This window comes from Subtercola frigoramans, from assembly GCF_016907385.1.
Taxonomy (GTDB): Bacteria; Actinomycetota; Actinomycetes; order Actinomycetales; family Microbacteriaceae; genus Subtercola; species Subtercola frigoramans.
The window spans coordinates 974,209-989,903 of the sequence record NZ_JAFBBU010000001.1; the positions used below are offsets into that span (position 1 = coordinate 974,209).

General features: G+C 63.9%; 10 protein-coding genes. 7 read left to right on the top strand and 3 right to left on the bottom strand.

Annotation, left to right across the window (positions count from 1 at the left end; all coding sequences use genetic code 11):
• Positions 1-73: 73 nt before the first annotated feature.
• Together JOE66_RS04700 and JOE66_RS04705 are read right to left on the bottom strand one after the other, a co-directional pair.
• A complete protein-coding gene (locus tag JOE66_RS04700; protein WP_239518226.1) occupies positions 74-583 on the bottom strand; it encodes a hypothetical protein in 510 nt (169 codons plus the stop codon).
• A gap of 124 nt (positions 584-707) precedes the next feature.
• Positions 708-1,610 carry a spermidine synthase gene (locus JOE66_RS04705; protein ID WP_205107200.1) on the bottom strand — a complete coding sequence of 301 codons (903 nt, stop codon included), beginning with the start codon at positions 1,608-1,610 and terminating at the stop codon, positions 708-710.
• 464 nt (positions 1,611-2,074) lie between these two features.
• Between JOE66_RS04705 and JOE66_RS04710 the strand changes: the two genes are divergently transcribed.
• The 7 genes from JOE66_RS04710 (at position 2,075) to ppk2 (ending at position 14,742) form a co-directional block, all read left to right on the top strand.
• The gene (locus JOE66_RS04710; RefSeq protein WP_205107202.1) at positions 2,075-2,767 is read left to right on the top strand and encodes an endonuclease domain-containing protein; all 693 of its coding nucleotides are present in this window, start codon (positions 2,075-2,077) and stop codon (positions 2,765-2,767) included.
• Between the two features lie 302 nt (positions 2,768-3,069).
• Complete coding sequence (rpoB, locus tag JOE66_RS04715; RefSeq protein WP_205107204.1) at positions 3,070-6,561, top strand: DNA-directed RNA polymerase subunit beta; 3,492 nt, start codon at positions 3,070-3,072, stop codon at positions 6,559-6,561.
• Between the two features lie 104 nt (positions 6,562-6,665).
• Entirely contained in the window at positions 6,666-10,565 is a 3,900-nt protein-coding gene (locus JOE66_RS04720) for a DNA-directed RNA polymerase subunit beta' (RefSeq protein ID WP_205107206.1), read from the top strand.
• A 283-nt stretch (positions 10,566-10,848) separates the two neighbouring features.
• Complete coding sequence (locus JOE66_RS04725) at positions 10,849-12,093, top strand: acyl-CoA dehydrogenase family protein (RefSeq protein ID WP_205107208.1); 1,245 nt, start codon at positions 10,849-10,851, stop codon at positions 12,091-12,093.
• A gap of 48 nt (positions 12,094-12,141) precedes the next feature.
• The gene (locus JOE66_RS04730) at positions 12,142-13,431 is read left to right on the top strand and encodes an acyl-CoA dehydrogenase family protein (protein ID WP_205107210.1); all 1,290 of its coding nucleotides are present in this window, start codon (positions 12,142-12,144) and stop codon (positions 13,429-13,431) included.
• Positions 13,432-13,569: 138 nt separating this feature from the next.
• Positions 13,570-13,908, top strand: a complete 339-nt coding sequence (locus tag JOE66_RS04735) for a DUF5652 family protein (protein ID WP_205107212.1) — start codon at positions 13,570-13,572, stop codon at positions 13,906-13,908.
• Between the two features lie 21 nt (positions 13,909-13,929).
• Positions 13,930-14,742 carry a polyphosphate kinase 2 gene (gene ppk2, locus JOE66_RS04740; protein WP_239518227.1) on the top strand — a complete coding sequence of 271 codons (813 nt, stop codon included), beginning with the start codon at positions 13,930-13,932 and terminating at the stop codon, positions 14,740-14,742.
• 89 nt (positions 14,743-14,831) lie between these two features.
• On the opposite strand, the gene JOE66_RS04745 is transcribed toward ppk2, so the two are convergent.
• Positions 14,832-15,638, bottom strand: a complete 807-nt coding sequence (locus JOE66_RS04745) for a spermidine synthase (protein WP_205107214.1) — start codon at positions 15,636-15,638, stop codon at positions 14,832-14,834.
• Positions 15,639-15,695: the final 57 nt, after the last annotated feature.

A 15,695-nucleotide genomic window follows, 5' to 3' on the forward strand; every position in this document is an offset into this window, starting at 1 on the left:
ACAGCCTAAATCAGACCTCAGACGTGCCCTCGAAGTTATCCACAGGCTGTCCTGCCACCCTCGCAGAGGGTACTCAGGAGACGAATGCTTCGGCAACACCGATCGCGATCATCGTGCTCTCGAGCTGGTCGATCGAGGCACCGGTCTTCTCCCAGAGGAAGACCGCCGCCTTGAAGTCCCGCAGGGCATCCGTGTAGTCGCGCTGGTCGAATGACGTCTTGCCACGGGCGAGCAGCGCTGTTGCTTCGAGCGCGCTCCACTCGTGGCCCCGGGCTTCCTCGACGCAGATGGTGAGGTCGGTCAGCGCCGGTGCGAGTTTGCCCTGGTACTGCTGAACCTGCGCCCGGCGGATCCGAGCGGCGAGTGCCTGCTCCCTGTCGCCGGAGAACCGTGCCTGGCGCAACGCCTCGTTTGCCACATCCCAGGCCTCGTCGAGCCGGTCGAGCAGCCGCAGGAGGCTGACCTTCTCGTTGAGGGCTGACAGGCTCCTCAGCGTGCCGAGTTCGGCGAGGCGGTTCTCCGCCGACGCAACATCGATGGTCTCGCGGAGGGTTTTCGGGTCGTAGCCGGTGATGATGCTCAAGGGGTACGCTCCAGAACTTCGTGGCCGACATGGGTTCAGCATTCCCCGTCGGCGCGTGTGCAGCTGTCGCAGCCGGTGTCTTCACTGCGACACTCCAAGGTTACCCAGAACGGGGGTGGGGCGGCTATTCTGACGCGCCCGGCTTGACCTGAAATATACTTCGCGCCGGGGGAGGCGAGGCGACGGCGGTCTGGTCGGTCACCACGGGTGCGCTGGCGATGAAGGCCCGCAGTTCGGCCCCATCGACAACCTTTGCAGGGGTCGGATCGCTGGCGACCAGCCGCGGCAGCCGGTCGAAAGGCAGGGGGTTTGCCGAGGCGAACATCACCACGTTGCCGAATCGCCGGGACTTCAGCACCTGGGGATCGACCACCAGGGCCACGTGCGCGAACAGCGCAGAGAGCGTGGCGGCCTGGCTCCGCGCGAACGCGAGTCCGGCACCATCTGCGACGTTCGCCGCCACGATGCCCGTGGCAGAAAGAAGGCCGGAGACGAGAGCGTAGAACTGCATGCTGGTCACGTGTGCGGGTGTGCGCGCTCCGGAGAACACGTCGACGACGACCACGTCGACCGTGCCCTTCAGCCCGGGTGGCAGCTTCGCCAGAACCTCACGCGCGTCTCCGTGGCGGATCCGGATCTGTGCCTCGCGAGGCAGGGGGAGCTGCTCACGCACGAACTCCACCAGGTCGCTCTCGAGCTCGACCACCTGTTGTCTCGACGAGGGCCGCGTCGCGGCGATGTACCGGGGCAGTGTGAAGGCGCCCCCGCCGAGGTGGACTGCCGTTATCGGCGCCCCCTCTGGCGCGACGAGGTCGATTCCGTGCCCGATGCGCCGCACGTACTCGAACGACAGGTAGCGCGGGTCGTCCAGCGCGACGTGCGACTGGGGGGTGCCGTCGACCACGAGGGTGAAGGCACCCGGTTGGTGGCGATCGGCCTCGACGACGGCGCGAAAACCGTTCGACAGCGTGACCGAGGGGTGATCATCCGCCCCACCCCGCCGGCGCCCCCTGCTCTGCTCACTCACCTGCCGACTCTACCGCCGTCGCCGCACCGCCCCCGCCGCACCCCACCCGAGCCGCGCACCCTCCACGGAACAGTCCACACGCGCCGGCACGTGCACGCTGCACGCGGAGAACAGTGTGGACTGTTCCGTGGAGGGGGGAGCCGTTTCCACAGGCATCCTGGCCCGCACAGTTATCCACCGAACCCGTCGAATACCCAGATCGACGTTCGGTAGTCGTCGATGCTCTACCCATGTTGAGAGTTTCTGAGTGCTTTCCGCGTTGGCCGGGTGTCTCCCGCTATGCCGACCTCGTGGGCGTTGGCGCGACGAGGTTGGAAATGCGCCGCGCCCTGTCGACCGGTGAGATTCATCGAATCTGCCCGGGGTGGTACGCGCTACCCGGCACCCACCGAGATGTGGTCGGCGCTGTGGCTGCGGGCGGGTCTCTTACGGGGCCATCGGCGGCCGCGTTGCATGGCTTGTGGGTGCCACCCTTCAGCAGGCTGCACGTCTCTGTACCTCGCGGATCGAGCGGGCGAGCTCTCGACGCGGTGCGATCGGGCCGGCACTGCGTGCACTGGCGCCGCACGCGACGACGCGGCCACGACGCGGTTGAGCCGCTCACCTCAGTGTTGCTCGACTGCATCGCGTGTATGACGGAGGAGATGGCGTTGACGGTCATCGATTCCGCGCTCAACAAGTCGCGCAGAAACCTGATTCCCGAACGCATCACCCAGCGCACGCTGCAAGCCGTCGCTGAAAAACTGCCCGATCGCTACCGCCGCGCTATCGCCCAGGCAGACCCGCTCAGCCAATCCGGGCTCGAGACGCTGGTTCGGCTGAGACTCAGGTCGCGGGGAATCGGGGTGACGTCGCAGAAGCACCATGCCGGGGTCGGCCACGTCGATCTTCTCGTCGGCGATCGGCTCGTCATCGAGGTCGACGGGCGCGAGACGCACGACACAGAAGAGGGTTTCGCCACAGACCGACACCGAGATCTGATTCTGTTCCGTGATGATATGCGAAACCTTCGGCTCACCTACGCGCAGGTGATGCACGACTGGCAGACTGTCGAGCCGATCATCCTCAACAAGATACGGCGACGGGATCACCGTTGGGGCAGAGGAATGGCCCCAGCGGGGCGGGAATGGCGCCGCCGACCTGTGGGTTATACCTGACAACGCAAAATTGGTCAAGATATCGACTTTACAACCGGCCGTGACAGGCATATAGTTGTTCTTTGCGCTCCCAGTACTCCTATGCCTTCATATTGTGGTCGGCTCGCGCTGCAGAAACCCTTCGATGGTCCCGCGAACCAAGTATCACTCCTGTGATGCGGCCGCTCGCGTGAGTCCGATGAATGGCGACCCGCAGCATCCTCTGGAACTAATCGAACAAGTTCCGACGACGAGTCTGGCGCGTTCTCGACCAAACATAAACCCAGTACTGAGACCCGACGGGGTCCACGGAGGTTATTTCCTTGGCTGCTGCGAGCAACGCAACCACCACCACACCCAAGAACGGTCGCGGAGCATCGCGACTCTCGTTCGCCAAAATTTCTGACAACCTGACGGTTCCCGATCTGCTTGCACTGCAGACGGAGAGCTTCGACTGGCTTGTCGGCAACGACGCGTGGAAGACGCGTGTTGCCGAAGCCAAGAAGCAGGGTCGCAAGGACCTGCCAGAGCACTCCGGTCTGGATGAGATCTTCGAGGAGATCTCCCCGATCGAAGACCTCGGCGAGACCATGCAGCTCAGCTTCACGAGCCCGTTCCTCGAGCCCGAGAAGTACACCATCGACGAGTGTAAAGAGCGTGGCAAGACCTACGCCGCTCCGCTGTACGTCGAGGCAGAGTTCATGAACCACCTCACCGGTGAGATCAAGACCCAGACCGTCTTCATGGGCGACTTCCCCCTGATGACCGAGAAGGGCACGTTCATCATCAACGGCACCGAGCGTGTCGTCGTGTCCCAGCTCGTCCGGAGCCCCGGCGTCTACTTTGACCGCCAGCTCGAGAAGACCTCCGACAAAGACATCTACTCGGCTCGCATCATCCCGAGCCGTGGTGCCTGGCTCGAGTTCGAGATCGACAAGCGCGACCAGGTCGGCGTTCGCATCGACCGCAAGCGCAAGCAGAGCGTCACCGTCTTTCTGAAGGCCCTCGGCCTCACGAGCGAGGAGATCCTCGAGCAGTTCAAGGGCTACTCCAGCATCGAAGCGACTCTCGAGAAGGATTCCATCCTCACCAAAGAAGAGGCGCTCAAAGACATCTACCGCAAGCTCCGCCCGGGCGAGCAGGTTGCTGCCGAAGCTGCGCGTGCGCTGCTCGACAACTTCTACTTCAACTCCAAGCGCTACGACCTCGCGAAGGTGGGCCGTTACAAGATCAACCGCAAGCTGGGCCTCGAGAGCGAGCTGTCGAACTCCGTTCTGACGAACGAAGACATCATCGCGACGATCAAGTACCTCGTGGCCCTCCACGAGAACCAGACCACCCTTCCCGGCGTACGCGCAGGCAAGAAGGTCGACATCCGTCTCGACATCGACGACATCGACCACTTCGGCAACCGTCGTATCCGTGCCGTCGGCGAGCTCATCCAGAACCAGGTTCGTACGGGTCTCTCCCGCATGGAGCGCGTTGTGCGCGAGCGTATGACCACGCAGGACATCGAAGCGATAACCCCACAGACTTTGATCAACGTGCGCCCCGTCGTCGCCGCGATCAAGGAGTTCTTCGGCACCTCGCAGCTCTCGCAGTTCATGGACCAGAACAACCCCCTTGCGGGCCTGACGCACAAGCGTCGCCTTTCCGCGCTGGGCCCGGGTGGTCTGTCACGTGAGCGCGCCGGCGTCGAAGTTCGAGACGTTCACCCCAGCCATTACGGTCGCATGTGCCCCATCGAGACCCCTGAAGGCCCGAACATCGGCCTGATCGGCTCGCTGGCGTCGTTCGCTCGCATCAACTCCTTCGGCTTCATCGAGACCCCGTACCGTCGCGTCGTCGACGGCGTGGTCACCGAGAACATCGACTACCTCACGGCCAGCGAAGAAGACGAGTACGTCGTCGCCCAGGCCAACGCTCCTCTGACGAAGGACGCCCGGTTCGCTGAGCCCCGCGTTCTCGCTCGCCAGAAGGGTGGAGAGGTCGACCTCTTCCCGATCGAGGTCATCGGCTACATGGATGTCTCGCCGCGCCAGATGGTCTCCGTCGCGACAAGCCTCATCCCGTTCCTCGAGCACGACGATGCAAACCGCGCGCTCATGGGTGCGAACATGCAGCGCCAGGCCGTTCCGCTCCTCATGAGCGACAGCCCCTACGTGGGTACCGGTATGGAGGGCTTCGCGGCCATCGACGCCGGCGACGTCGTCACGGCATCCCACGCCGGAGTTGTGCAGGAGGTGTCGGCTGAGGTCGTCACCGTCGCGCTTGACGAGGGTGGCACCGAGACGTACTACCTGCGCAAGTTCGACCGCTCCAATCAGGGCACGAGCTACAACCAGCGCGTCATCGTCAACGAGGGCGACCGCATCGAGGCCGGAGAGGTCATCGCCGATGGCCCCGCCACCGAGAACGGCGAGCTCGCACTCGGCAAGAACCTGCTCGTGGCCTTCATGCCGTGGGAGGGTTACAACTTCGAAGACGCGATGATCCTGAGCCAGAACCTGGTGAAGGACGACACGCTCTCCTCGATTCACATCGAAGAATACGAAGTGGATGCCCGTGACACGAAGCTCGGCAAGGAGGAGATCACCCGTGACCTCCCCAACGTCAGCCCCGAGTTGCTCGCAGACCTCGACGAGCGAGGCATCATCCGCATCGGCGCCGAGGTTCGCCCCGGCGACATCCTCGTCGGAAAGGTCACGCCCAAGGGCGAGACCGAGCTCTCGGCCGAGGAGCGCCTGCTTCGCGCGATCTTCAACGAGAAGAGCCGCGAAGTCCGCGACACTTCTCTGAAGGTTCCCCACGGTGAGCGCGGCACCATCATCGCTGTCAAGGAGTTCTCCGCCGACAACGACGATGAACTGGGCTCGGGCGTCAACCAGCGCGTCGTGGTCTACATCGCCCAGAAGCGCAAGATCACCGAAGGTGACAAGCTCGCCGGTCGTCACGGCAACAAGGGTGTCATCGCCAAGATCCTCCCCGTCGAAGACATGCCGTTCCTCGCAGACGGTACTCCCGTCGACGTGGTGCTCAACCCACTCGGTATCCCAGGCCGCATGAACTTCGGCCAGGTTCTCGAGATCCACTTGGGCTGGATCGCCAAGCAGGGCTGGAAGGTCGAGGGCAAGGGCAACAAGTGGGCCGGCCGTCTGCCAGAGGCAGCGCACGAGGCTCCAGCGAACACGAAGGTCGCGACCCCCGTGTTCGACGGTGCCCTCGAAGAGGAGATCGCAGGTCTCCTCGACTCGACCCTGCCCACCCGCGACGGCGACCGCCTGATCGACGGCACCGGTAAGGCGACCCTGTTCGACGGCCGCTCAGGCGAGCCGTTCCCGAACCCGATCTCCGTCGGTTACATGTACATCCTGAAGCTGCACCACCTCGTCGACGACAAGATCCACGCTCGCTCGACAGGCCCGTACTCCATGATCACGCAGCAGCCGCTGGGTGGTAAGGCACAGTTCGGTGGCCAGCGCTTCGGTGAGATGGAAGTGTGGGCACTCGAGGCCTACGGCGCCGCGTACGCACTGCAGGAGCTTCTGACGATCAAGTCGGACGACATCCTCGGTCGTGTGAAGGTGTATGAAGCCATCGTCAAGGGTGAGAACATCCAGGAGCCCGGTATTCCCGAGAGCTTCAAGGTGCTCATCAAGGAGATGCAGTCGCTCTGCCTCAACGTCGAAGTCCTTTCGGCAGACGGCACCGCAGTCAGCCTGCGCGACACCGATGACGAGGTCTTCCGCGCTGCTGAAGAGCTCGGCATCAACATCTCCACGCGCTTCGAGAACTCGTCCATCGACGACATTTAGGCGCTAGCCAATGATGTGATTCGCGGACCGCGAATCGGGGTATCCGCGGATCACATCATCACCAAACTTCAAAATGTAACTTCCTAATTTCAGGAGAATATAAATTGCTCGACGTTACAACTTTTGACGAACTGCGAATCGGTCTCGCTACGGCAGACGACATTCGCAAGTGGTCACACGGTGAGGTCAAGAAGCCCGAAACGATCAACTACCGCACGTTGAAGCCGGAGAAGGATGGCCTCTTCGGAGAACAGATCTTCGGGCCTTCCCGTGACTGGGAGTGCTCGTGCGGCAAGTACAAGCGCGTGCGCTTCAAAGGCATCGTCTGTGAGCGCTGTGGTGTAGAGGTCACGAAGTCGTCGGTGCGCCGTGAGCGCATGGGCCACATCGAACTCGCTGCGCCCGTCACTCACATCTGGTACTTCAAGGGTGTTCCCTCGCGCCTCGGCTACCTGCTCGACATGGCTCCGAAAGACCTCGAGAAGGTCATCTACTTCGCTGCCTACATGATCATCTCAGTCGATGTGGATGCTCGTCACGAAGACCTTCCGGGCCTTGAGAACGAACTCCGTCTCGAGATCAAGACGCTCACCGACCAGCGTGACTCCCGCATCGCCGACCGTCTTGCGAAGCTCGAGACCGACCTTGCTGCCCTCGAGGCAGAAGGCGCCAAGAGCGACCAGAAGCGTCGCACCAAGGATGCAGCCGAGAAGGAGATGGGCCAGGCCCGCAAGTCCTTCGACGAGCAGATCGCCCAGCTCGAGCGCGTGTGGGAAGACTTCCGCAGCCTCAAGGTCGGCGAGCTGAAGCCCGAAGACTCTGTGTTCCACGAGCTGCAAGACAGGTACGGCCAGTACTTCGAGGCCTACATGGGTGCTGAGGCGATCAAGAAGCGCCTCGAAGCCTTCGACCTCGCCACCGAATCGGACACACTGCACCTGCAGATCTCCGAGGGCAAGGGCCAGAAGAAGATCCGCGCGATCAAGCGACTGCGCGTGGTCAACTCCTTCCTGATCACCGGCAACTCGCCGGCCGCAATGGTTCTCGACGTGGTCCCCGTGATCCCGCCGGAGCTTCGCCCGATGGTCCAGCTCGACGGTGGCCGCTTCGCAACAAGCGACCTCAACGACCTGTACCGCCGCGTGATCAACCGCAACAACCGCCTCCGTCGACTCCTTGACCTCGGTGCACCCGAGATCATCGTGAACAACGAGAAGCGCATGCTGCAGGAGGCCGTCGACGCACTCTTCGACAACGGTCGCCGTGGTCGCCCCGTCACCGGTACCGGAAACCGCGCCCTCAAGTCCTTGAGCGACATGCTCAAGGGAAAGCAGGGTCGGTTCCGCCAGAACCTGCTCGGCAAGCGCGTGGACTACTCCGGCCGTTCGGTCATCATCGGTGGCCCGCAGCTGAAACTGCACCAGTGCGGTCTGCCCAAGCAGATGGCACTCGAGCTGTTCAAGCCGTTCGTCATCAAGCGACTGATCGACCTGAGCCATGCCCAGAACATCAAGGCCGCAAAGCGTATGGTCGAGCGGAGCCGCCCCCAGGTGTGGGATGTGCTCGAGGAGATCATCCGTGAGCGCCCCGTCATGCTGAACCGTGCACCCACGCTTCACCGACTGGGCATCCAGGCTTTCGAGCCCCAGCTCGTGGAGGGCAAGGCTATCCAGCTGCACCCGCTCGTGTGTACTGCGTTCAACGCAGACTTCGACGGTGACCAGATGGCCGTTCACCTTCCGCTGTCGGTCGAAGCCCAGGCCGAAGCCCGCATCCTGATGCTGGCGTCGAACAACATCCTGAAGCCGTCTGACGGTCGCCCGGTGACCCTGCCCACCCAGGACATGATCATCGGCCTGCACCACCTCACCACCGTGCGCGAAGGCGTCATTGGCGAGGGGCGCGCGTTCTCGAGCGTTGCCGAGGCGATCCTGGCGAAAGACCAGGGTTCACTCGACCTCAACGCCAAGGTGCGCATCCGTCTGGAGAACATCACGTTCGCCGAGGGAGAGGTTCCTGAGAACGCTGTTCTCGCCGAGGGCAATCACGCCCCCGGTGTGACCCTGGTCGAGACGACCCTGGGCCGCGCGCTGTTCAACGAGACGCTGCCGACCGACTACCCGTACGTCGAAGCGGTCGCAGACAAGGGCCAGATCTCGGCCATCGTCAACGACCTCGCCGAGCGGTACCCGAAGGTCGAAGTTGCCGCGGCACTCGACCGCATCAAGGATGCCGGTTTCTACTGGGCCACCCGCTCAGGCGTCACCGTTGCTCTCTCCGACGTTCTGACCCCGCCGAACAAGCGCGAGATCGTTGCGACGTACGAGAAGCAGGCCGCCAAGGTGCAGTCGCAGTACGAGAAGGGCCTCACCACCGATGCCGAACGTCGCCAGGAGCTGATCCAGATCTGGACCCGCGCGACCGAAGACGTCGCAGAGGCCATGCAGGCGAACTTCCCGGCCGACAACACCATCAACCGCATGGTCACCTCCGGTGCCCGCGGTAACTGGCTGCAGATCCGCAACATCGCGGGTATGCGAGGCCTGGTGAACAACCCGAAGGGTGAGATCATCCCTCGCCCGATCATCTCGTCGTACCGTGAAGGCCTCTCGGTCGCCGAGTACTTCATCGCGACCCACGGTGCCCGCAAGGGTCTGGCCGACACCGCGCTGCGTACCGCCGACTCGGGGTACCTCACGCGTCGTCTGGTCGACGTCTCGCAGGATGTCATCATTCGTGAAGACGACTGTGGCACGACCAAGGGACTCGACCTCATCATCGCGGCGCACGACGCCAACGGTGTACTGGTCAAGGACTCGAACGTCGAGAACTCGGTGTTCGCCCGGAGCCTCGCTGCAGACGCAGTGGATGCCCAGGGCACGGTCGTCGCTGAAGCTGGCGAAGACATCGGTGACGTGTTGATCGACAAGTTGGTCGAGGCCGGCGTCGAGAACATCAAGGTGCGCTCGGTTCTGACCTGTGAGTCGGCCGTCGGTGTGTGTGCTGCCTGCTACGGCCGCTCGCTCGCCACCGGTCTGCTGGTCGACATCGGAGAGGCCGTCGGCATCATCGCCGCACAGTCGATCGGTGAGCCCGGCACCCAGCTGACCATGCGTACCTTCCACACGGGTGGTTCCGCATCGGCTGACGACATCACGCAGGGTCTTCCCCGCGTGCAGGAGCTCTTCGAAGCACGTACCCCCAAGGGTGCGTCGCCCATCGCAGAGGCCTCCGGCCGCATCACGATCGAAGACACCGACCGCAGCCGCAAGCTGATCCTCACGCCAGACAACGGCGACGAGGCGATTGCCTACCCGGTGCTCAAGCGCGCGAGCCTCCTCATCGAGGATGGCGAGCACGTCGAGCTCGGCACGCAGCTGCACGTCGGCGCGATCGACCCGAAAGAGGTCCTGCGAGTGCGTGGCGTCCGCGCCGTGCAGGAGCACCTCGTCGGTGGTGTGCAGGGCGTCTACCGCTCACAGGGTGTCCCGATTCACGACAAGCACATCGAGGTCATCGTTCGCCAGATGCTCCGCAAGGTGACTGTCGTCGACCACGGTGACACCGACCTGCTCCCCGGTGAGCTCGTCGACCGCCAGCGCTACAACATCCTCAACCGCGAGGCGCTGACCGAGGGTCGCAAGACCGCTTCGGCCCGCCAGGAGGTCATGGGTATCACCAAGGCTTCGCTCGCAACCGAGTCGTGGCTGTCGGCCGCTTCCTTCCAGGAGACCACGCGTGTTCTCACGCAGGCCGCCATGGAGGGCAAGAGCGACCCGCTGGTCGGCCTCAAGGAGAACGTCATCATCGGTAAGCTCATCCCGGCCGGAACGGGCTTGCAGAAGTACCGCAACGTCACCGTCGAGGCGACCGAAGAGGCGAAGGCCGAGCGCTACCCGAACCGCATCTTCACCGATGACGCCGTGTTCAGCGAAGCCGACCTGTCGTTCGTCGACTTCGACAGCTTCTCCAGCGACGACTACACCCCCGGCACCTACAACTAGGTGACCGCTGGTGCAGTTCTCTGCACCGGATGATCGAACGAAGGCCCCTCGCGCAAGCGGGGGGCCTTCGTCGTTTCGGGCGTGCGCGCTGAGAGCAGCGGAGCAAAAGTCAAGCATCCCGGCCAGGCAGTGACTCAGAACGAAACACAGCGACGCATGACGTCATCGACGCGCACTCCACCCGCTTCGTTCACTACTGTCGACGAATCGCGTAAATCGCTCCTTCGCCCGGTTCTCGATGAGGATTCTCCGGCGAACCCGAAATCCTGTGGAGATGTGCCAGATGTCAGACCAAGCAGTAGTCGAGACCGCAACCCCCTCGCTCTGGGCCAGCCTGCCCCTACCGAGTTCGGCGGCCGAATGGATCGCCCGCGCAGAGCAGGTTGCAGAGATCCTCGCCGAAGACGCCCTCGCCAGGGATCGTGCCAACCAGGCGCCGCATGCCGAAGTGCAGCTGCTCAAGGATTCCGGACTCGTGACACTCCTCGGTCCGGCAGCCTTCGGAGGGGGCGGCCAGGAGTGGGTCACCGCTCTCGCCGTCGTGCGCACCGTCTCGCGTGCCGACGCATCGATCGGCCAGCTGCTCGGCTATCACTACCTGTGGGCCTGGGCCGTTCGCCTGGTCGGCACCGAGCCGCAGATCGCCGCGGTCGAGGAGCTCTACACGACCAACACCCTGTTCTTCGGCGGCGCCGTGAACCCGCGCGATGGCGACCTGACGATCTCCGAAGAGGGCGAAGAGCTCGTCTACAACGGGCGCAAGTCATTCTCGACCGGCGGCCGCATCTCCGACCTCACGGTTCTCGAGGGAGTGCTCGACGGCACAGAAACGCACATCTTCGTCATCGTGCCGACCGATCAGCCGGGCATCCAGTTCGCCGGTGACTGGGACAACCTGGGCCAGCGTCTCTCAGAGTCGGGTTCGGTGGTCATCGATGGTGTCCGCGCCGACTGGGCTTCGGCTGCTGGCTTCGAGAACAAGGTCTACCTGCCCCTCACCTACAACTCCTTGAACGTTCCGCTCGTGCAGCAGATCTTCAGCAACATCTACCTCGGCATCGCGCAGGGTGCTGTGGCCGCCGCGGCGGAGTACACGCGAACCACCACGAGGGCGTGGCCCTACGGCGGCGACAACAAGCAGGAGGCGACAGAGGAGTTCTACATTCTGTCGGGCTACGGCGAACTGCAGTCTAAGCTGTGGGCCGATGAAGCACTGATCGACCAGGTCGACCGTGAACTGAGTGCAGTACTGCACGCCGAGCGCGAGGCCCTCACGGAGAAGGCCAGGGGAGACGTCGCTGTTCGAATCGCGGCGGCAAAACTGCGCATCGCCGAAGATGGTCTCGAAGCTGCCACAAAGGTGTTCGAGCTGACCGGTGCCCGCGCCTCGTCGAACAAGGTCGGCCTCGACATCTACTGGCGCAACCTCCGCACGCACAGCCTGCACGACCCGCTGCCATACAAGAAGCGTGAGGTCGGCGAGTATGTACTGCTCGGCGCACTGCCGGCACCGAGCTGGTACACCTGATCCCGCACGACCGACCAGGCCGCACGTCGAACCACTGAGGATGAAGCTATGACGAACGACACTGCACAGCTCGACGATGCTGCCGTGCACAGCGCAGTCGACGAACTGTCGACCGGAACGGACTACGAGGCGCTCGCAGCGCGGTTCCGGCCACTGTTCGAGACGATCCGGGCGACCGCCCTCGACCGTGAGAAGCAGCGCGCGCTGCCGTACGGAGAGATCCGTGCGCTCAAAGAGGCGGGGTTCGGCGCCGTGCGGGTGCCGAAGAAATACGGCGGGGCCGGGGCTTCGCTGCCCCAGCTGATCGAGCTGCTGATCGAACTGGCCGAAGCCGATTCGAACATCCCCCAGTCGCTTCGCGGGCACTTCGCCTTTGTCGAAGACCGCCTGAACGCCCATGCGACGTCAGACCAGAGCGGGTGGTTCGCCCGGTTCGTCTCCGGAGACCTGGTCGGCAACGCGTGGACCGAGGTCGGCGCCGTCGAGGTCGGCACCGTCGATACCAAGGTCACACCGGGGCCAGACGGCTGGGTCGTGAACGGTGAGAAGTACTACAGCACCGGCAGCATCTTCGCCGACTGGATCGACGTGTTCTCGCAGCGCTCCGACACCGACGAACTGGTGATCGCCGCCGTGAGCACGCATCAGGATGCTGTCGCCCAACAGGATGACTGGGACGGCTTCGGCCAGCGAACCACGGGTAGCGGAACGAGCACCTTCCGCGATGCCCTGGTGCTGCCCGAGAACGTTTTCCCGTTCGAATCGCGCTTCAGATACCAGACGGCGTTCTACCAGCTCGTTCTGCTGGCCGTTCTCGCCGGCAGCACACGGGCAGCAGCCCGGGAGGTCGCCGCACAGGCCAAGGGGCGCACCCGCGTCTACAGCAATGGGGCCGCGCCGGTCTGGAGTGACGACCCGCAGATCCAGCAGGTGGTCGGCGAGGCGACCGCGCAGGGGTTCGCTGCGACCGCGATCGCCGTGCGCTCGGCCGAAGCATCGCAGGCCTCGTACCTGGCCCGCTACGAGTTCGACGAAGCGAAGGAGCTCCAGGCGAACATCCGGGCCGAACTCGACTCTGCCCAGGGCCAGGTCGTGCTCGTGAAGCTCGCGCTGGAGGCGACCAGCACGGTTCTGAACGCGCTGGGCGCCTCGGGCGTGAGTGAGTCGAAGAGGCTCGACCGCTACTGGCGCAATGCTCGTACGGCGTCGTCGCACAATCCGGTCGTCTTCAAGGCGAGGATCGTCGGCGACTGGGCGATCAACGGCACGCCGCCGCCCTACGTCTGGTGGATCGGGGCCTCGAAGTCCAGTGCGGCTTCTGAGAAGGCAGGCCAGTAGCACTTCTGGCCCCTGAGTTCGGATGCTCGAGACCCCCTTCGTCGGGACTTTCGGCCTTGCTGCGAGGCGTGGGCCGGAGCCACTATGAAGGGGGTCGCCCGCAACAGAGTGCGAGCGACCGTCGACGTCAGGAGAGCCATGAATCACAGTGAGATCAGTATGCACACGAAGCTCAGCCCCCTCCAGCAGAAGATCCTCGCCGTCGTCATGGTGTGGGGCCTGGCCTGGAAGGCCGCTTCGCTCTGGAGAGCCGCCCGCAACGACAGCAGACCCTGGTTTGCAGCGCTGTTCCTCGTGAACTCGGCCGGGATTCTCGATGCGATCTACCTCTTCGTGGTGAGCCCCATTGCTCGTCGGGCCCGGGATGAGCGTGTCGTCGAAGAGGTTCTCGAACTCGCAGCCGAGGTCGAGCAGTTCGCTGCGGCGGTCGAAGAGGCGGCGCTGGCGGCTGAGGGGGAGCAGGAGCCACTAGCCTGATCACCAGACGAAGGGACTCCGTTGAGTAAATCCGCCCCGATCCGCCCCAAACGCATCAACAAGGCCGTCTACGAAGCCGAACTCCAGCGGCTCCAGGCCGAACTCGTCGCCGCCCAGGAGTGGGTGATCGAAACCGGCGCGCGAGTGCTCGTACTCTTCGAGGGTCGCGACGCGGCGGGCAAGGGTTCAGCCATCAAACGGGTCACTGAGTACCTCAACCCGCGGGTCGCCCGCATAGCGGCACTTCCCGTACCTTCAGAACGCGAACGCGGCCAGTGGTACTTCCAGCGCTACGTGCAGCACCTGCCCACCAAGGGCGAGATCGTTCTCTTCGACCGTTCCTGGTACAACCGGGCAGGGGTCGAGAAGGTCATGGGCTACTGCACGGCCGACGAGTATCGTCGTTTCCTGCACCAGGCTCCGCTCTTCGAACGGATGCTCGTCGAAGACGGCATCATCCTGCTGAAGTACTGGTTCTCGGTCTCCGACCGCGAACAGGAGGCGCGCTTCCGGTCGAGGCTGAACGACCCCATGCGCCGGTGGAAGCTCTCGCAGACAGATCTGCTGTCGATCACGAAATGGGCAGACTATTCCAAGGCCAAGGACGAGATGTTCGTGCACTGCGACATTGCCGAGTCACCGTGGTGGACCGTCGAGAGCGAAGACAAACGTTCCGCGCGACTCAACATGATGAGTCACCTGCTCTCACAGATCCCCTACGAGCACCTCGAACCTCCGCACGTCGTGTTCCCCAAGCGCCCGCCGGCCACCGACTACGAACGGCCGCCCCTCTCGCTCACCCGGTACGTCCCCGACTACGCGTCGACGCTCTGATGCTGAGGACTGACGCTGACGCTGACGCATATCGCTGATGCTGGTGCATCGTCAGTTCGGGTGGAGAAGCTAGACGGATGCCCTGAGCTTCAGCCCCGGGCATCCGTCGCTGCCACCGCATCGCCGATGAAGTTCGCCAGTTCGTGGGGTCGCACCAGGCCGCTCGGGTGCGGGCCTGCCGACTGCAGTTGGGGCAGCCTGGCGAGCAGGTGTTGGCCCGCCGATGCGAGTATCACCGCGTTGCCCTCACCCAGCTGGTCTGTGAGGGAGGTCGGGTCAGCCACAGCGACCAGGCTGAACGCCCGGCGGACGGCGTCTGCCTGCGCGCGCACGGCGGCGAGCCCGTTGTCGTCAGCCACATTGACGGCCACGATTCCCTGCGGGGCCAGCAACCCTGCGAGTTCCTGGTAGAAGCCGATCGTCTTCAGATGTGGTGGTGTGGATGATCCCACGTACACATCCGACACGATCAGGTCGAACGGGGCAGATGTCGCTGCCCAGGTGAGCCCGTTGCGTGCGTCGTCGATGCGCAGTGTGAGGTCGGCCTGCGCGTCGAGCGGCAGGTGTTCGAACACGAAGTCGACGAGATCTGGCTCCAGTTCGATGACGAACTGCTGCGACCCGGGTCGAGTGGCCGAAATGTATCGTGCCAGCGTCAGGGCTCCGGCGCCGAGATGGAGCACACGGATGGGGGCGCGGGCGGCGGCAACGAGGTCGGCGGCGTTCGCGATCCGGCGCACGTAGTCGTAGAGAACCTCGTCCGGCGCGGTCGGATAGACATGCGACTGGGCTTCGCCGCCGACGCGCAGAGTGAATCCGGCCGCACCGAAGGTGTCGGGGACGAGTTCGGCAAGCAGGCCGCTCTGTTTGAGGAATCGGGAGAGTCTGGCGGTCATTGCCCGAATCCTATGGTGCTGGTGCGTTGTCGGTGAAACCGGTCGCGCGCCACGAGC

Excerpts from the sequence above, each read along its gene's own strand:
- JOE66_RS04725 (WP_205107208.1), top strand. The coding sequence starts at position 10,849 with ATGTCAGACCAAGCAGTAGTCGAGACCGCAACCCCCTCGCTCTGGGCC.
- JOE66_RS04730 (WP_205107210.1), top strand. The coding sequence starts at position 12,142 with ATGACGAACGACACTGCACAGCTCGACGATGCTGCCGTGCACAGCGCA.
- JOE66_RS04735 (WP_205107212.1), top strand. The coding sequence starts at position 13,570 with ATGAATCACAGTGAGATCAGTATGCACACGAAGCTCAGCCCCCTCCAG.
- JOE66_RS04745 (WP_205107214.1), bottom strand. The coding sequence starts at position 15,638 with ATGACCGCCAGACTCTCCCGATTCCTCAAACAGAGCGGCCTGCTTGCC.